At 60.7% G+C, this 18,248-nt stretch carries 14 protein-coding genes; 7 read left to right on the top strand and 7 right to left on the bottom strand.

Annotated elements, in window-relative coordinates; all coding sequences use genetic code 11:
- Positions 1–193 precede the first annotated feature (193 nt).
- Both IE127_RS05810 and IE127_RS05805 read left to right on the top strand, forming a co-directional pair.
- Positions 194–2,047, top strand: coding sequence for an autotransporter assembly complex protein TamA (locus IE127_RS05810; protein WP_189424215.1), 1,854 nt, complete (start codon positions 194–196; stop codon positions 2,045–2,047).
- On the top strand, positions 2,047–6,405 hold the full coding sequence (locus tag IE127_RS05805; RefSeq protein ID WP_189424213.1) for a translocation/assembly module TamB domain-containing protein: 4,359 nt from the start codon (positions 2,047–2,049) through the stop codon (positions 6,403–6,405). Before IE127_RS05810 ends, IE127_RS05805 begins: the two co-directional genes overlap by 1 nt.
- A 48-nt stretch (positions 6,406–6,453) precedes the next feature.
- On the opposite strand, the gene IE127_RS05800 is transcribed toward IE127_RS05805, so the two are convergent.
- The 5 genes from IE127_RS05800 to IE127_RS05780 all read right to left on the bottom strand — a co-directional run bounded on the left by IE127_RS05800 (position 6,454) and on the right by IE127_RS05780 (position 12,806).
- Positions 6,454–6,924 (bottom strand): GNAT family N-acetyltransferase, encoded by a 471-nt coding sequence (locus IE127_RS05800; protein WP_189424212.1) that lies wholly within the window; start codon positions 6,922–6,924, stop codon positions 6,454–6,456.
- A 78-nt stretch (positions 6,925–7,002) separates the two neighbouring features.
- On the bottom strand, positions 7,003–8,868 hold the full coding sequence (locus IE127_RS05795) for an extracellular solute-binding protein (RefSeq protein WP_189424211.1): 1,866 nt from the start codon (positions 8,866–8,868) through the stop codon (positions 7,003–7,005).
- Between the two features lie 85 nt (positions 8,869–8,953).
- A complete protein-coding gene (locus IE127_RS05790; protein WP_244639953.1) occupies positions 8,954–10,561 on the bottom strand; it encodes an ABC transporter ATP-binding protein in 1,608 nt (535 codons plus the stop codon).
- Positions 10,558–11,703, bottom strand: a complete 1,146-nt coding sequence (locus IE127_RS05785) for an ABC transporter permease (RefSeq protein WP_189424209.1) — start codon at positions 11,701–11,703, stop codon at positions 10,558–10,560. The genes IE127_RS05790 and IE127_RS05785 overlap by 4 nt, the downstream gene beginning before the upstream one ends.
- Complete coding sequence (locus IE127_RS05780; protein ID WP_189424208.1) at positions 11,700–12,806, bottom strand: microcin C ABC transporter permease YejB; 1,107 nt, start codon at positions 12,804–12,806, stop codon at positions 11,700–11,702. The genes IE127_RS05785 and IE127_RS05780 overlap by 4 nt, the downstream gene beginning before the upstream one ends.
- A gap of 197 nt (positions 12,807–13,003) precedes the next feature.
- Here IE127_RS05780 and IE127_RS05775 point away from each other — a divergent pair, with 197 nt between their 5' ends.
- The 5 genes from IE127_RS05775 (at position 13,004) to IE127_RS05755 (ending at position 16,034) form a co-directional block, all read left to right on the top strand.
- Positions 13,004–13,330 (top strand): cupin domain-containing protein, encoded by a 327-nt coding sequence (locus IE127_RS05775; protein WP_189424207.1) that lies wholly within the window; start codon positions 13,004–13,006, stop codon positions 13,328–13,330.
- Between the two features lie 115 nt (positions 13,331–13,445).
- Complete coding sequence (locus IE127_RS05770; protein ID WP_189424206.1) at positions 13,446–13,892, top strand: hypothetical protein; 447 nt, start codon at positions 13,446–13,448, stop codon at positions 13,890–13,892.
- A gap of 62 nt (positions 13,893–13,954) precedes the next feature.
- Positions 13,955–15,166: a mannonate dehydratase gene (gene uxuA / locus IE127_RS05765; RefSeq protein ID WP_189424205.1), complete on the top strand. Its 1,212-nt coding sequence runs from the start codon at positions 13,955–13,957 to the stop codon at positions 15,164–15,166.
- 115 nt (positions 15,167–15,281) lie between these two features.
- A complete protein-coding gene (locus IE127_RS05760) occupies positions 15,282–15,815 on the top strand; it encodes a response regulator (RefSeq protein WP_189424203.1) in 534 nt (177 codons plus the stop codon).
- A 21-nt stretch (positions 15,816–15,836) separates the two neighbouring features.
- Complete coding sequence (locus tag IE127_RS05755) at positions 15,837–16,034, top strand: CsbD family protein (protein ID WP_189424201.1); 198 nt, start codon at positions 15,837–15,839, stop codon at positions 16,032–16,034.
- 42 nt (positions 16,035–16,076) lie between these two features.
- Here the strand turns inward: IE127_RS05755 and IE127_RS05750 are convergent, their stop codons facing one another.
- Positions 16,077–17,069, bottom strand: coding sequence for a sensor histidine kinase (locus tag IE127_RS05750; RefSeq protein ID WP_189424199.1), 993 nt, complete (start codon positions 17,067–17,069; stop codon positions 16,077–16,079).
- Between the two features lie 259 nt (positions 17,070–17,328).
- Positions 17,329–18,123: a response regulator gene (locus tag IE127_RS05745; protein WP_189424197.1), complete on the bottom strand. Its 795-nt coding sequence runs from the start codon at positions 18,121–18,123 to the stop codon at positions 17,329–17,331.
- Between the last annotated feature and the right edge of the window lie 125 nt (positions 18,124–18,248).

The raw sequence follows: 18,248 nt of genomic DNA, 5'->3' as shown, positions 1-18,248 counted from the left end.
GGATATGACGGCCACTGGGCTGCGGCGTGGAGCGTCAACGCGCCGATCCTGCCACCGATGTTCGTGAGCCCTGGCTTTCACGCGGTGCAGGTCAGTTCACGCCGGTAGTAACGATGGGACCGGAAAACTGACCCTCGCGCGCGTACTCACTCGATCTGGTGCCCTGCTGTGCACGGCATCATTCCTCGCGATCATGACGGCGCCACAGGCGTCGGCGCTTGAAATCTTCGGCATCACGCTGTTCGAGGACGAGGCTGATCGCGACCAGGATGCCGTTATCGCTGATCCGCAGCCCTATACGGTCGATTTCATAGCCAACGCCGATGGTGATCTTGAATCGACCATCCGGAATGCGTCGGCGCTGTTTTCGGATCAGGACGAGCCGGCATCGGGTGCTGCGGGCTTTCTGGCAAAGGCACGTGGCGACTATCGGCGCATTACCGCCGCGCTTTATGGCGAAGGCTATTACGGTGGAACGGTCAACATTCTGGTCGGTGGTGTCGAGGCGGTGAACCTGCCGCCGGACGCCAATTTGCCGGATCCCGTGGACGTGGTGGTGACGGTCGATCCGGGTCCGCTGTTCCGCTTTAACCGCATCCAGATCGTCAACCAGGCGCCGCCGACAAGTGACCCGGATGACTATGTCGAGCCGCCGTCCGATTTAGGTTATGTCAGCGGCGAAGTCGCCCGCTCGACGGTTGTGGTGCGTGCCGAAACGGTGGCCCTCAATGCGTGGCGCCAGCTTGGGCACCCGAAGGCTGAGATCACGCGACGCGAAGTGGTCGCGGATCACTCGAACAACACGGTCGATGTGGCCATCGTCGTTGCGCCAGGTGCACGTGCGGCGTTCGGCCCGGTGCGGGTACAGGGCACTGACCGCATGAATCCGGAATTCGTGGTGCAGCAGACGGGGCTGGCTGTCGGGCAGGAGTATGACCCGGACGATCTCGAGAAGGCTCGCGACCGGCTCGACCGGCTGCAGGTTTTCCGTTCTGCCCGGTTCGAGGCAGCGCAGGATATCGGCGCGGACGGACTGCTGCCCTATACGCTGATGGTGCAGGAACTGCCGCCGCGTCGGTTCGGCGTTGGCGCCGATTATTCGACGGTCGATGGGCTCGGGGTCGAGGGCTTTCACCTGTGGCGGAATCTATTCGGCCAGGCCGAGCGGCTACGGCTCGATGCGCGCGTTGCCGGCATTGGCTACCCGGTTGAAACCGACGAGTTCGACTATTTCTTCGGTGGAACCTTCACCAAGCCGGGGGTGATCACGCCGGATACCGATCTCGTTGCTTCGATTTCAGCCGAGCGCACCGTGTTGCCGCGATTTACCGAGACATCGGCGGGCGCACGGCTGGGTCTGAGTCACCTGCTATCCGACGAGATCACCATCAATGGCGGTGCGGCGTTCGAGATCGCCGAGTTCGAAGACGTGTTCGGTACGCGCAATTTCACGACGGCAGGCGTTTACGGCGAACTGATCTTCGACAATCGCGATGATCCGCTCGATGCGACGGAAGGCTTTTACGCCACGGCGCGGGTCGAGCCGTTCTACGAGTTCAACTACGGCAACCCGGCAATGCAGGCGGTTGTCGAGGGGCGGACCTATTTCGGGTTTGGCGAGGATGACGATGTCGTGCTCGCGGCACGCGTCAAAGCGGCGGCGTTGCTTGGTCCAGACCTCGATGAGGTGCCACCGGACCGGCTGTACTTCGCTGGCGGCGGCGGTTCCGTGCGCGGTTATGGCTTCAAGTCGATCGGCGTTGAAGGACCGAACGGCGAGATCACCGGCGGGCGCTACCTTCTGGAAGGATCGCTCGAGGCGCGTGCCAAAGTGACGGACGATATTGGTGTCGTCGGCTTCGTCGATGGCGGGTATGTCGCGGCGGATACCTTCCCCGGCCTCGACGATCTTCGCCTCGGGGCCGGTCTCGGCCTCAGATACTATACCGGGCTCGGGCCGCTGCGGCTCGATGCGGCCATTCCGCTCAACAAGCGCGACGGCGATCCGGACTATGCCCTTTATGTGGGCATTGGACAGGCATTTTGATGATGATGGTTCTCGAGGTTTCGTTGCGCCGCTTTTTGGCCTGCTGCGCGGTTGTTCTGACAGTGTTGTGCACCAGCTTCGTCGCCACGGCGCAGGATGCGCCGGCTGAAGACTACCAGGACATGTCCGACGACGAGCAGAAGGGGTTTCTGACCAACTTCGTTCAGGACCGGCTGTCGACGCCCGAGCGGCAGATTCGACTGTCCAATATCGATGGTGTTCTCGGCTCTGACGTATCGATCAACGAGATCACCATCGCCGACGAACAGGGTGTGTGGTTGCGGGTGAACAACGCGCAGCTGACTTGGAACCAGAGCGCACTGTTCTTCGGCCGGCTCGAAGTGGAGTCGCTGAGCGCGGAGTCCATACAATTTCTGCGCACCTCGGTACCGGCAGAGAATGCTCCCGCCGAACTGCCCGATCCAGAAGCGAGCGGCTTCGAGATTCCGGAGTTTCCGGTCGCAGTGATCATCGAGAACCTGTCGGTGCCATCGGTGACGTTCGGCGAGGGCGTGTTCGGGCTCGGGTCGGAGATCTCCGTCAACGGCAGCCTGACGCTCGAAGACGGCAATCTCACCACAAACCTCGATATCGAACGTCTCGATGGACCTGGCGGCACGCTCGATGTCGCGGTCGATTACACCGGCGAATCGCAGGTGTTCGATGTCGATGTGACGCTCGCGGAGCCGCAGGACGGCATATTGGCCAATCTGCTGAATATCGAGGGGCGACCAGCGGTTGAATTGTCGATTGTCGGCAGCGGCCCGATTTCTGATCTGCGTACCGAACTGACATTTGCGGCCGATGGGCGGACAGCGCTCGCCGGGCTCGCGAGCCTGACGCAGGTTGAGCAGGGGCTTTCAATCTCTGTCGACCTCAATGGTGCGCTGGCACCGCTGATCGCGGAGCCGTACCGCCCGTTTTTCGGCAACGAGACCAACCTCGACGCCAACGCACTGGTGCGCTCGGACGGCGGCGTCACGGTGACCGGGCTGCGACTGAGTGGCGGGCAACTCTCACTAGAGGGCGAACTCGAAACCACCAGCGACAATTTCCTGCGGCGCCTGTCGCTGAGCGCACTGATTGCCAGCCAGTCGGGCGATCCGGTGGTTCTGCCGGTCGCGGGAAGCCAGACGCGCCTGCAACAGGCGCAGCTCAGCGTCAATTTCGGCGGGCAGGGTTCCGAGAACTGGACTGCGGACATCACCGTTGACGGCTACACGATGCCGGACTTCATGGCGGACCAGATCAGGTTGAGCCTCAACGGTGTCGCGGCCAATCTCGATTCACCGATGGAGCGGCGGATCACGCTCAATGGCGATGGCGTCGTTTCCGGAATTACGGCACAGCCTGAAGTCGAGGCTGCGCTGGGGGATAGCATAGGCCTAGGGGTGGCCGCGTTGTGGGAGGCGGGGCAGCCAATCCAGCTCGCGGAATTCCGCATTGCCGGTAACGCGCTGACGGCGGCACTTTCCGGCGAGATTGCCAATTCTGTATTCGATGGACAGGTCTCGCTCGAGACGTCCAGTATCGCACCGTTTTCGGGAATAGCAGGGCGGGACCTCTCGGGGTCGCTCGACCTTGTGGCGGACGGCACGATCAGCCCACTGGCTGGCGGGTTCAATTTGACTCTCGATGGCACCGGGCAGGGGCTCGGGATCGATGATCCGGTAGCCGACCGCATTCTCGAGGGTACCGTCGCGCTCTCCGGCCGTGTGGCCCGCACCGAGGCAGGACTGGAGGCTGACAATTTCCGGCTCGGTAACGACCAGATTCAGCTCGTTGCTGACGGCACCTATGCCAGCGATGTCGCCGATTTCCGGTTCGATCTCGATTTGGCGGATCTGTCGCTATTGGCCGACAACGCTTCAGGTCGCCTGTCGGTCGTGGGTACGGCGCAGGGGCAGGACGGGACGATCGCGCTCGATCTCGATGCCAGCGTTCCACAGGGCTCGCTTGCCGGGCGCGACTTGCGCGATGCAACGCTCGGGTTCAACGGCACGCTTGCCGATGGCGGGCTGACAGGCGCCGTCAACGGCGATGCGTTTCTCGATGCCTATCGTGTGACGCTGACCAGCGATGTCGCGGTGAACGAGACGGCGACGCGGCTCGAGAACATCAGGTTCGAAACCGCGGGCGCGCGGTTCAACGGCAATCTGGTGCGCCAGCCGGATGGTCTGCTGACGGGCAATCTGGTTCTCGAAGCTTCGGATGTCTCGACTGCTGCGGCTCTGGCCGCGCTCGATGCACGCGGCGCGATCAACGCCCGCGTGGCGCTGAGCGCCAATGGCGACCAGCAAGGCGCCGATATTTCCGCCTCCGTGCGTGACTTGCGGGTCAACGAGATCCGCGTTGGCAGCGCCGATGTAACGGCAGTGGTCAATGATCTGTTCGGCGTGCCGGCAATCGATGGCGAGATCACCGGCAGCAATATCGCAGCTGCTGGTGTCGATGTGACCAGTCTCAACGCCACGGCTACGCAGAGCGATGGTGCAACGAGCTTTGATGCGCAGGCATCCCTGGCCACCGGCACCAATGTCGACATTGCCGGATCGCTTTCGCCACAGGGCGAGGGATACCGGCTTGCACTCGACCGGGCGAACCTCACGCAGGGCGGGCTCGCCGCGCGTCTTGCCAATCCGACGGTGCTGATCGTCGATGGCGATACTGTCCAGCTCGATACGGTGCAGTTCGACATCGGTTCGGGCTCGATCACCGCGACCGGCAGTGCTGGGGAGACGCTCGCGATCGATCTGAGCGTTGATAACCTGCCGCTTTCGATCGCCAACACGATTTCCCCCGAGCTCGGTCTCGGCGGTACCATCAATGGTAGCGCCTCGATCACCGGCAGCGGGTCCGATCCGCGCGCCAGTTTCACGGTATCGGGCAGCGGGATCGACGCGGCGGCTGTGAGCGAGTTCGGCATTTCGCCGTTATCTTTCACTGCAAACGGCAGCTTTGCCGATAACGTGGTCAGCCTTGCCAGCCTTTCTGCGCAGGGCAATGGCGGGTTGGAAGTTTCCGGCTCCGGCACGGTGCCGCTCAGCGGCTCCGGGCTGGCGCTCAATCTTTCCGGGTCGGCCCCGCTGGCCCTCGGCAACCAGTTCGTCGCCGATCGTGGCGGTCAGCTTGCAGGCGTTCTCAATTTTAACGCCCAGGTCAGCGGCAGCCTTTCGGACCCGCAATTCAGCGGCAGCGCCTCGACCTCAGGCGCCAGCTATGTCGATCCGGCCCTGAACCTGCGGCTCACCGACATTGCGGCCAATGTGGCACTGAGCGGGACACAGGCACAGATCCAGTCGATCTCGGCGCAACTGGCGACAGGGGGCTCGGTTTCCGGATCGGGCACGATTGGCTTGACGGGGCAGTTCCCGGCGAATGTTTCGCTGGCGCTGAACTCGGCACGCTATGCCGATGGCAATCTGTTTGTTGCGACAACCTCGGGCAACTTGACCCTTACCGGCAATTTGCTGGGCAATCCCCTGCTTGCCGGTAATGTGTTGATCGAAGAGGCTAACATCACCGTGCCGGAGAACTTCGGTGGTGGGCCAGCGCTGATCGATGTCGAGCACATCAATACACCGGCCGATGTCGAGCGGACGCTGGCAAAGGCGCGTGTCGATGAAGCCAGCGGCGCCCCTACGCCGGCGACGCGCAGCACCGGCCTGCTGCTCGACGTGCGGGTAAATGCGCCAAACCAGATTTTTGTGCGCGGGCGGGGGCTCGATGCCGAGGTCGGCGGCTCGGTGCGGCTGACGGGCCCGATTGACGATATCCGCCCGGTAGGCGCGTTCGAGCTGATCCGAGGTCGTCTGGCGCTGCTCGGTCAGCGGATCACCTTCGAGACCGGCCGGGTGACGCTTGTCGGCGATCTTGATCCCGATCTGAACTTCGTGGCGCGCACGGAAGGCGATGGCATCACGGTATTCATCACGCTTTCAGGCCGTGTTTCGGAGCTTGATGTCGAGTTCAGCTCGAACCCGGAGCTGCCGCAGGACGAGATCCTGGCGCGGTTGATCTTCAACCGCTCGACCACGGAACTTTCGCCGCTGCAGCTGGCACGCCTTGCAGGGGCTGTTGCCGAGCTCTCTGGCGGCGGCGGTGGCGGCATCTTCGACAGCCTGCGCGAAGGCACCGGGCTCGACGATCTCGATGTGGTGACCGACGATCAGGGCAATGTCGGTGTGCGGGCAGGCACATATATTCAGGACAATGTCTATCTTGGCGTTGAGGCAGGTTCGGGTGGCGACAGCCGCGTGACCATCAACCTCGATGCGACCGAGAACCTGACCGTGCGCGGCGGGACCGGCTCAGACGGCGAGTCGAGCGTCGGCGTGTTCTACGAGCAGGACTACTAATCAGCAATCAGGCGGCGCGGCTTCAGTTCGCGCCGCTTGTTCGCTCGCCTAGCCGCCGCGTTGCGGGGCAACCTGAATATCGAAGTGGAACGGTTCTTCGGGGCTGCCCAATCGTTGGTAGAGCGCAACCGCCGGTGCATCCTCACGATCGGCCTGAACAAAGATCACCTCAGCTCCGTACTGATGTGCAATCGGCTTGAGATCGAGGATCAGTCGAGTGGCGATGCCCTTTCGCCGCCAGGGTTCGGCGACCGCAAGATCATAGAGATATATTTCGCTTCGCGCCCGCTCCAGCTTTGCCAGCACATAGGCCGTGATTCCTCCCACAACCTCGTCGCCCACTTCCGCGACGAGAACAATGACCCCTGGCGTTCCCAAAACGGTCTCTAGATAGCTGTCCTCGGGCGGCGCCTCGGCATAGAGCGCTTCTTCCTCGAACGCCTCGGCGTAGACCTGCAGCAGGCCACGAAGAGCCGGGAGGTCGGATGGCGCAAGCCGCCTGATACGGGCGTTCGACATGGTCACACTCCTCAAAGCAAAAGGGCCCGGAAGATCGTAGTCTTCCGGGCCCGAAGTCCATTATACGGCGGTGCCGCCTTACTGGGCACGGCCGGTCTCGTCGGCCTTGGCTTCGTCATACCACCAGATGCTGGGAAAGCCGACGGAGTATTCCGGCAGCGGTTCTGGATGTGAGAAGCGATCCCAGCGGGCAATGCGCGAGCTGCGCAGGGCGTAACTCGGAATGATGTAGTGGCTGTTGATCAGCACGCGGTCGAGCGCACGCGTTGCCGCTTCTAGGCTTTCATAATCGTCGGCGAAGATGATGTCGTCGATGAGGGCATCGACTGCCGGATTGTCGATGCCGGCATAGTTCTGTGCGCCCGGGTCATCGACGGTGACGGAGCCGAAGAAATAGCGCTGCTCGTTGCCCGGGTAGCTCGATTGCGCCCAGCCGGAATAGATGATGTCGTAATCAAAGCTGCGCAGACGATTGATGTATTGTGGTGAATCCACAGGCCGCAGTGTGGCGCTGATGCCGATCTGCGCGAGATTGGCGGCCCAGCTTGCAGCAACAGGTTCGATGGTCGACCCGTTGAGGAGAATTTCGAAACTGAGCTGATTGCCGGCTTCGTCGACCAGCTGCGTTCCCTCGAGCTGATAGCCGGCCTCGTTCAGGAGGTTGAGGGCGGTGCGCAAATTCTGGCGCAGCCCGCCGGCTTCCTCGTTCGTCGGGTTGGCATATTCCTCGGTGAAGACTTTTTCGGGGATCTGGTCGCGCAACGGTTCCAGAAGCTCCAGTTCCTCGCCCTCGGGCAGGCCGCTCCAGCGCAGATTGTCGAGACCGTAGAAATAGGAGTCGAGCCGCTCGTACTGGCCGAAAAACATGGTGCGATTCAACTCCTCGAAGTTGAAGGCGTAGTTCAGCGCCTCACGCACCTTCGGGTCCTGAAATTTCTCGCGGCGAAGATTGGGAACGAAGCCGACCATGACGCCGGAGCCGTTATAGGCCTGCTCGAACAGCTCGCGCACCACGCGGCCATCTTCGACAGCTGGGAAATCGTATGCGGTAGCCCAGCGGCGGGCCTGGTTCTCGCTCCACCAGTCGAGCTGATCGCCCTTGAAAGCCTCAAACTGCACGTTGAGATCAAGGAAGTACTCGTAGCGGATCTCGCCGAAATTGTTCTGGCCAATCTCGGTGTTGTGCTCGAGCCCCCAATAGTCCTCGACGCGCTCATAGCTGACGGTCTGGCCAGGCGAGAAGCTTGCAAGCCTATACGGCCCTGAGCCCATTGGCGGTTCGAGCGTCGAGGAGCGGATGTCGCGCTGCTCGCCATCCTCGTTGGTGCCTTCCCACCAGTGCTTCGGCAGCACCAGCAGCTGGCCGAGGATCTTTGGTAGTTCGCGGTTGCCGGTTTCGTTGAATGTGAAGGTCACCTCGCCCGGAGCGGTCTCTTCGGCGTCGGTGACGTTGGCATAGTATTGCGCGATATTGGGGCTGAGCTCCTTCTGGATCTCGAAGGACCAGATGACATCGTCAGCGGTGACGGGTTCTCCGTCGTGCCAGTGCGCATCCGGGTTCATGCGGTAGGTGACGGATGAATAATCCGCCGGAAAGCGTAGGGCTTCGGCCAGAAGGCCGTAGTCGGTCAGCACCTCGTCCATCGACGGGGTCATCAAGGTCTCGTAGACGAGCCCGAGGCCCGAGGCAGCTTCGCCGCGAGGGAGGACGGGATTGAACGTGTCGAAGCCACCCATCTCGCCGAGCCGAACCAGCCCGCCCTTAGGGGCGTCGACATTGACGTAATCGAAGTGCTCGAAGCCTTCGGGATATTTCGGCTCGCCGATCGCCGCCGTGGCATGGTGCCAGACATCGGGTTCGAGGATTTCGTCCTGGGCCGCTGCGGGCAATGCCGCGGCGATGAGCAAAGACAAAGTGGAAAGGGCAAGCGCCAAAGACTTCATACGCAGCGTCCTCCGGGGTGTTCGCACAAACGTTCAGTCTAGTGCGTGGTCAGAGATTGAACAGTGTCGTACAGCACGTGCGTCTTCAAGTTTTCGCGCTGTCGACATAGGTATCGAGATTGAGTGCAGCTGCCAGAAGCGCGCGCGTATAGGGTTCACGCGGGAACTGGAACACGGTTTCCGAGGGGCCGGATTCAACGATCTGGCCATCCTTCATGACGATGATATTGGTCGCCAGTGCTTTGACGACACGCAAATCGTGCGAGATGAACATGTAGGTCAGCCCGTGCCGGCGCTGCAGATCGCGCAGCAGATCGACCACCCGCGCCTGAATCGACACATCGAGGGCAGAGGTCGGCTCATCGAGAACCAAGAACTTTGGCTCGAGCACCATGGCGCGCGCGATCGAGATGCGTTGGCGTTGGCCGCCGGAGAATTCGTGCGGGTAGCGGAAGCGGCTTTCCGGGTCGAGGCCGACATCGCTAAGGGCCTCGACGACGCGGGCCTCGCGCTCGGCGCGCTTGAGGCGCGGCATGTGGACCTCAAGCCCCTCGGCAATGATCTGCTCGACCGACATGCGCGGGCTGAGGGAGCCAAAGGGGTCCTGGAAGACGATCTGCATATCGGCGCGAACAGGGCGCATGGCGCGTAACGAGTTGCGCTGCAGGTCCTTGCCGAGAAAGACGATACGGCCCTGAGATGAGACGAGTCGCACCAAAGCATAGCCGAGCGTTGACTTGCCGGAGCCGCTTTCGCCGACGACGCCGAGCGTTTCGCCGGCATTGATCTCGATATCAACACCGTCCACGGCCTTGATATGCCCGACCGTGCGGCGAAGAAGTCCGCGCTTGACCGGGAACCAGACCTTGAGGTCTTCGGCGGCGATGACGGTGTCGCCACGCGGGTTCGGCGGTGCCGGCTGGCCTTTCGGCTCGGCCGCAAGCAGATGCTTGGTGTAGGCATGCTTGGGCGCATCGAAAACGGTGTTCGTATTGCCGCGCTCGACGATTTCGCCTTCGGTCATCACGCAGACATCATCGGCCAGCTTGCGCACGATCGATAGATCGTGGGTGATGAACAGCATCGCCATGCCGAGGCGCTGCTGCAGATCTCGCAAGAGGGCAAGGATTTGCGCCTGAACGGTGACATCGAGCGCTGTCGTCGGCTCGTCCGCAACGAGAAGATCGGGCTCGTTGGCCAGCGCCATGGCGATCATGACGCGCTGGCGTTGGCCGCCGGAGAGCTGGTGCGGGAAGGCATCCATGCGCGATGCGGGGTCGGGTATGCCGACCTGATCCAGCAGTTCGAGCGTGCGCTGGCGGGCGGCGGCCTTGCGCAAGCCCTTGTGGGTCGCAAGGACTTCGCCGATCTGGCGGGCGACACTGTGAACCGGATTGAGCGAACTCATCGGCTCCTGAAAAATCATCGAGATGTCGTTGCCGCGAACGTGGCGCAGATCGCGGTCACGCGCCCCAATCAGGTTCTGGCCTTTGAAGATCACTTCGCCCTCAATGGCCGCCGTTGGCGGCAACAGGCGAAGAACGGAGAGCGCGGTGACGGATTTGCCGGACCCAGATTCGCCGACCAGCGCCATGGTCTTGCCGGCCTCAAGATCGAAAGAGACGTTGCGCACGGCATGCAGCGCGCCGAAGCGCACGTTCAGGTTGCGCACCGAGAGTAGCGGCGACCTCATCGCGGCGCCTTTCTTGGATCGAAGGCATCCCGCACTGCTTCGCCGATGAACACCAGAAGCGTCAGCATGAGCGAAATGGTGACGAAGCCGGAAATGCCGAGCCATGGCGCCTGCAGATTGTTTCGGCCCTGCGCCAGCAGTTCACCGAGCGATGGCGAGCCGGGGGGCAGGCCAAACCCGAGGAAATCGAGCGAAGTCAACGTAGCCACGGAGCCCGAGAGGATGAACGGCATGAAGGTGAGGGTCGCGACCATCGCGTTTGGCAAGAGGTGTCGGAACATGATCTTGACGTTCGAGACGCCAAGCGCCCGGGCCGCGTTGATGTACTCGAAGTTGCGCCCACGCAGGAACTCCGCGCGCACGATGCCAACGAGTGACACCCAGGAGAACAGCAGCAATATGCCGAGCAGCACCCAAAAACTGGGCGCGATGACGCTGGAGATGATCAACAGCACGTAAAGCGAAGGAATGGAGGTCCAGACCTCGATAAGGCGCTGGAAGATGAGATCGACCCAGCCGCCGAAGAACCCCTGCACGGCGCCCGCTACAACCCCGATGACCGAGGAGATTATGGTGAGGGTGAGGCCGAACAGCACGGAGATGCGAAAGCCATAGATCAAGCGGGCGAGCACATCTCGACCACGGTCGTCTGTGCCGAGCCAGTGCACATTGCCGTAGTGACAGGCAGGATCCTCGACACCGAGCGGATAGCGTTCGCAGATCTGCTCCCATTCCATCGTCCAGGATGGCGGTGCGGGGAAAGGGACGGGCACCTGCGCATCGACCGTTGAATAAGAGAAGTGGATGGGTGGCCAGAGCATCCAGCCGTTCTGCTCGATCTCGTCCCGGTTGAGCGGATTGCGATAATCGGTGACGGCAAGGAAGCCGCCAAACCTTGATTCCGGGTAGTCAACCAATGCCGGGACCAGCAGCTCGCCCTTGTACATGGCGATGATCGGCTTGTCGTTGACGATAAATTCGGCGCCGAGTGTGAGGATGAAGAGCGCCAGAAAGATCCAGAAGGACCACAGACCGCGCCGGTTCCGCTTGAAGTTTTCCAGTCGACGACGGTTGATCGGCGTGAGCCAGCCACGCTTCGGACGTTCTTCAAGCACACGGGCGGTAGTGGCGAGCTCGCTCATACGTCGCGGCTCTCGAAATCGATACGCGGGTCGATCCACATATAGGTCAGGTCGGAAATCAGGCTGACCACCATGCCGAGCAGGGAGAAGACGTACAGCGTTGCGAAAACAACAGGATAATCCCGATCGCCGATAGACTGAAAGCCCAGCAGTCCGAGGCCATCGAGCGAGAAGATGGTCTCGATCAGCAAGGAGCCGCCGAAGAACGCGCCGATGAATGCACCGGGAAAGCTGGCGATGATCAGCATCATGGCGTTGCGAAAGACATGCCGGTAGAGGACCTGACGATCGGTGAGGCCCTTGGCGCGGGCGGTGACCACGTATTGCTTGCCGATCTCGTCAAGAAACGAGTTCTTGGTCAAAAGGGTGGTCGTGGCGAACGCGCCAAGCGACATCGCGATGATCGGCAGGATCAGATGCCAGAAATAGTCGGCGATCTGTTGGTACCAAGGCATCAGGGCCCACCCGGGCGAGGTCAGCCCGCGCAATGGGAAGATCGACCAGAAACTGCCGCCTGCAAACAACACGATGAGCAGGATGGCGACGAGAAAGCCGGGTATGGCGTAGCCGACGACGATGAGCGTCGAAGTCCACACATCGAAGCGAGAGCCGTCACGAATGGCCTTGGCGATGCCGAGGGGGATGGAGATGCCGTAGGAGATGAGCGTCATCCACAGCCCAAGCGAGATGGAGACGGGCATCTTCTCGAGGATCAGATCGACTACGGCGATATCGCGGAAGTAACTCTCTCCGAAATCGAAGCGCAGGAAATTCCACAGCATAAGACCAAACCGCTCGAGCGGCGGCTTGTCGAAGCCAAACTGCTCTTCGATCTGGGCAACGAGCTCGGGCGAGAGGCCCTGCGAGCCGCGATAGCCGGTGCCAGAATCTGAATTGGATTGCGCGGAGGGCTGGGCGGCGAAATCGCCTTGCGCCGAGCCGGTAACCCGCTGCGTGATCGAGGCATTGGTGCCGCTGAGTTCGGCGATTGCCTGCTCTACCGGTCCGCCCGGGGCGAACTGTACGATAACGAACGAGACGACCATGATGCCGAACAATGTCGGTATCATCAGTAGCAGACGTCGCAGTATGTAGGCGCCCATTGACGCTCCCGATCCGGCCTTCAGGCAATAACGGCAGATGGCCGCCGCCCTGCAAATCACCTTGGAGTGAGATGCTTTAGTCTCACGTCAGCATTTTAGGGGCCGGATGGCAAGCCGCCGGCAAGTGCATGCGACTGCTTGCATTCCTGATGGTCGTAAGGCTACCAAGACTGTCGGTGATTGTCGGTGGAGGTAGAATGTCGCTGTTTTCTCAGAACGATGAAACCCCTTGGACCGAACTCGGCGCTGGCAGCCGTCGGCGTGTTCTCATTCATCTGCCGGAGTTGATGCAGGTGGAGTTTGGGTTCGACGAGGGCGCAGTGGGTGCGCTGCATTCGCATCCGCACATACAGGTGAGCTATGTGGCCGAGGGACGCTTTGAGGTAACCATTGGCGATCAAAAGCAGATCGTTTCTGCGGGCGGCAGCTTCATCGTGCCGGCCGATACGGAGCACGGTGTGCTGGCACTGGAGGTGGGCCGGCTGGTCGATGTCTTCACGCCGCGCCGGGATGATTTTCTCTAGCCCGAAGGCTGATGAAGCGTCATTGACCAAGCCTCAGACACAAGGGCTGCGCTGCAGGCTCAATCGCGATATAAGGAACTTTAGCATTCGGCTTTTGTCACCCTCAGAGATTGTCTTGTTTGTGCGTCTCCTTCTTGCCTTGCCCCTCCTGCTGCATCCGGCCATGGCGCTAGGGCAGGACGATCAATCGTTCAACCGTCAGTTGGAAGAGCGCTATGGCGGGCACGAAAGCTTCACGGCTGCGTTTTCTGCGCTGCAGGACGCTGTGCTGGTGGAGGACCGAGAGGCTGTAGCAGCCCTCGTAAACTATCCCTTGCGGGTGACGATCAATGGCGATCGCGACACGATTGGCAATCCGGACGAATTCGTTGACCGCTACGATGCGCTGATCACGCCTGATATTGCGCAGCTGATCCTCGGGCAGGATTATGACGAACTGACTCTCGACGGCAACATCGTGATGTTCGATGGCGGCGATGTATGGATGCGGTCCTATTGCACCGACAGTAGCTGCGAGGTGGTCTACTGGCTGATCCGTGGACTGGACCCTGATGGCGCCTAGCGCATCGGCCTTGCCCGGCCGCAACAGACTTGGCAACTCAGCCGCTTCACAGGAGAATTGAATTGAAGCAGACCTGGCGGTGGTTCGGGCCACACGATCTGACGAGCATTGATGACATTACCCAGGCGGGCGCCAGTGGCGTCGTCAGCGCTCTGCACCATGTGCCGACAGGCGATATCTGGACGCCTGAGGATATTGCGCGCAGGCATAAAGAGATCGCCACGCGCAAGGACGGCAGCGCCTCCGGGCTGACATGGGATGTGGTTGAATCGCTCCCGGTCTCCGAGGATGTAAAGAAGCAGCGCGGCGACTGGCGCGCGCATATCGAGAATTACAAGGTTTCGCTGAAGAACCTCGCCGACAGTGGCATCGAGATTGTCTGCTACAATTTCATGCCGGTGCTCGACTGGACCCGCACCGATCTGCGCTGGCAATTGGCCAATGGCGGATCATGCATGCGGTTCGACATGATCGATTTCGCAGCGTTTGACATACACATTCTCGAAAGGCCCGGAGCGCCTGCGGACTTCACGAACGCCGTTGCAGACGAGGCGGCAGAGCGGTTTGGCAGGATGGACGACGAGACGCGCAAGCATTTGGCGCGCAACGTGACCATGGGGCTGCCCGGTTCGACGGAATCGCTGAGCCTCGATGATGTTCGCGAACATCTTGCTGGATATGGGGCGATTTCGCCGGAGCAACTGCGCCAGCATTTCATCGATTTTCTCGAAGAGGTGGTGCCGGTGGCCGCAGAGCTCGGCATGCGCCTGTGCTGCCATCCGGATGATCCACCGTTTTCATTGCTCGGGTTACCGCGGGTGATGTCGACCGAGAGCGACTATCGCCTCATTCTCGAGGCGGTCGACAGTCCGGCGAACGGCATGACGCTGTGCTCGGGTTCGCTTGGAGCGCGGGCTGACAATGATCTTCCCGGCATGATGGAACGCCTGGGAGACAAGGTGCACTTCCTGCACCTTCGCAACACGCTGCGTGACGATGCGGCAGGCTCGTTCCACGAAAGCGAGCATCTCGGCGGTGATACGGACATGGTGGCACTGATTGCCGCCATCGTGCGCGAAGAGCGGCGACGCAAGGAAGCTGGTCGCACCGACCACCAGATCCCCATGCGCCCGGACCATGGCCAGGATATTCTTGATGACCTGAAGCGCCGGGCGCAGCCGGGCTATCCGACGATCGGGCGGATGAAGGGCCTTGCCGAGCTACGGGGGGTGATCACGGCGCTCGAGCATCCAATCACGGGTTTGGCCCGCTGAACCCAAGGGGTCTGAGATTCATGGGGAGAACACATCGCATGGTTGGCATTTGAACTATCGGCTTTAGGCGCCGGAAAGCGACGCGAAGGCATCGTCCGCCAACAAGGAGAGGCGAATGTTGCGTGAGATCCTTTTTCGGCCAGTCAACCGACGCTCGAGACGTTTGGGAGATGACATCGGCGCCAAGCCCGACTTTGCCGGCTTTCAAGAAATGGCGAAGCCTGCGCGAGCCGCCACCATTTTGTTTGTCGACGACGAAGAAGCGTGCCTTGCCCTTGCATCGCGCGCTGCAGATCGGGCGGGCGTCAGGGCCGTTGTTACGACGGATCCGCAAAACGTGCTTCTTGTGGTGCGCCGGGAACAACCTGATCTGGTGGTTGTGGATGTGCTGATGCCGCAGTTCGACGGCTGGGACGTGCTTGCAGCGTTACGCAACGACGTTGTGACCCGCGGGATACCAGTGGTGATGACTTCTGTAATCGACCAGGAAGCACGCGCCCTAGAGTCGGGAGCGCGCGACTTTGTGCCGAAGCCAATAACAGCCGAAGCGTTGCTGCGCGTGCTCGCAAAACAGGAAATTGGCAGTCGGCCGGCTTACATTGACGGAACCGTGAATCGAGCTTTTCGTTTGTCTCCTGAACGCCAATGACGGCTAACTTAGGAGATCGATATGAACTGGAATCAGATCGAGGGTAATTGGCAGCAGTTCCGTGGCCGCGCCCAGGAACAGTGGGGCAAGCTCACCAATGATGATCTTGACGTTGTTGAGGGTAACCGCAAGCAGCTGTCCGGCAAGTTGCAGGAACGCTATGGCAAGAGCGAAGAAGAAGCCGAGCGTGAGATCGACGATTGGCTGGCACGCCACTGATCGAATGCCTCAGAGCAAAAGCCCCGCTTCGGCGGGGCTTTTTTATTTGCCCAGTTGCTGAGCCGGGATCGACAGCTCGTAGCGCACCTCTTGCGGCTCTGGATCGTAAGAAGCGCTGCCGCTGACCGATAAGGGCACCACTTTTTCCAGCACGAGTGTTCCAAAACGCTTCGCCTGCGTGGGTCTGGTGTCATTGCCCCTGATCAATTCGTGCCAGACGAACTCCAGACGATCAGCATCCGCAACCCGGAGGCTGATGGTGATCGAGCCGGAATGACCGTCGCCGAGTGCGCCGTGGAGCACGGAATTGGTGGCCAGCTCGTGCAGCGCGAGCCCGAGATGAAGCGCGGTGTTGGGTCCAATAATGGGATCGAGGCCCTTGAGTTGAACAGGCCCGGGATCTGACCTCACAGCAACTCCCGTTCGAGACAGTTGTGCGGTCACAAGGTCATGGAACCGCGTTCCCTGCCAGTCGCTGTCCGTCACGAGGTCCTGTGTACTGGACAGCGCATGCAACCGACCACGAAATTTCAGCAGGAAGTCTTCGATTGTCCCGGTGTGCCGCGCGGTCTGCATGGCTACGCTTTGCACTATTGCCAGGAGGTTTTTCGAACGATGGCTGACCTCACGCATCAGAGCCCGCAGGGTCATCTCATGAGCGCGGGTCTCACTCACATCGAGAATGGTGATTACAAGGCCACTTGTTTTCGCGCTCTCGACGCTCTCGGCGTATATCCGCGCCTCGAATGCATGGGAGGTTCCGTTATGTTCGAGAGTAAAATCGACGATTTGCGGAGCACCGACTTCTCGAGCAAGGTGGATAGCATCATCGAGCTTGCTGCGCAGCGGTTCTTCCACTGCCTCCGTCACCGAGAAACCCAGCGGGTCTCGATAGGGCCAAAAATCCGGGAGATTCTCCGCCAGATCGATCCGGCCATCAACCCCGCAATGCAGCACGCTGACATTGCCGTGCCGGAGCGCCAGTGCGAGCGCACCGCGTCTTGCGTCAGGATGGACAGACGCTGAACTTCCCATGCTGCTCGCCTTTCAAGTAACGGCGCAGCCCGCAATGCTAAAGGCTGCGCCAAACCTCCGCTCAAAGCGAGGAGGTTTAGTCGTAGGAGACGAAGTCATGGCGGTGAATTATGCTGTTATTCTTCCAGCGAACTTTGCGTCATGAGAATTTATCCGCTTCCTGACTTTCGATCTGGAAACGAGGAAGAAATATTTCTGGTTCCTAAGAAAATAAGAAAAGGCCGGCCACGGGGCCGGCCTACGTCTAAAATTTTCATATTCACGCTGCTGCGCGCGAACCCTCGTCGAAGAACAGCGCCTGACTGATCAACGCCTTCACCATATCCGGGTTGAAAGGCTTGGTGACGAGGAATGTCGGCTCCGGGCGTTCGCCAGTTAGCAGGCGCTCCGGGAAAGCAGTGATGAAGATCACAGGCACAGAGTGCGAGTTGAGAATATCGTTGACGGCGTCGATTCCGGAGCTGCCATCAGCCAGCTGAATGTCCGCGAGGATCATCTTCGGCTGGGTCTGACCGAACAGATTGACCGCCTCCTTGTGCGTACGAGCAACACTGACCACCTTGTGGCCGAGGCTTTCGACAAGCTGCTCAATGTCCATCGCGATGAGGGGCTCGTCCTCGATGATCATGATCTCGGTCGCAACCTGCTTTGAGATGTCGCGCGATGCTTCATTCAGCAGATCTTCGAAATCAGATTCAGAGACGTCGAGAATCTCAGCGGCCTGCGCGTTGGTGAAGCCCTCAACTGCGACCAGAAGGAACGCCTGTCGGGCGCGCGGCGCAACCTGCGAAAGATTAGCTGCAGCGCGCTGCTCCCAGGCGAAGTTTGACACAGGCTCAGGCACGTTGATCGCCGACGAGGAAAACAATGCCGAAAAAATCTTGTACAGCGCGATCCGGTCGTTGGAGGCTTCCGGGAACAGCGATACGTCGGCGATAAGTGTTTCGAGAGTAGCCGCAACATATGCGTCTCCCGAAGTCTGGGACCCGGTTGCTGCCCGCGAAAACCGCCGCAAATACGGCAGATGCGGCGCAATACGCGTGGACAATGTCATCTAAATCAAACTCCCCTGTGACGCTGGTTCGTGGTTGATCACGAACTCGCTGAACGTGCACTCAAAAAAAAAGTTCCGGCTGCTGCTGGAACTTTATCCATCGTGAGGCATTTTCGCGGTAATCA

Origin of the sequence: Devosia pacifica, from assembly GCF_014652635.1 — a bacterium.
In the GTDB taxonomy this organism is placed as follows: domain Bacteria; phylum Pseudomonadota; class Alphaproteobacteria; order Rhizobiales; family Devosiaceae; genus Devosia; species Devosia pacifica.
The sequence above is the reverse complement of the archived record's forward strand: the minus strand, read 5'-3'. Positions and strand labels throughout refer to the sequence as shown.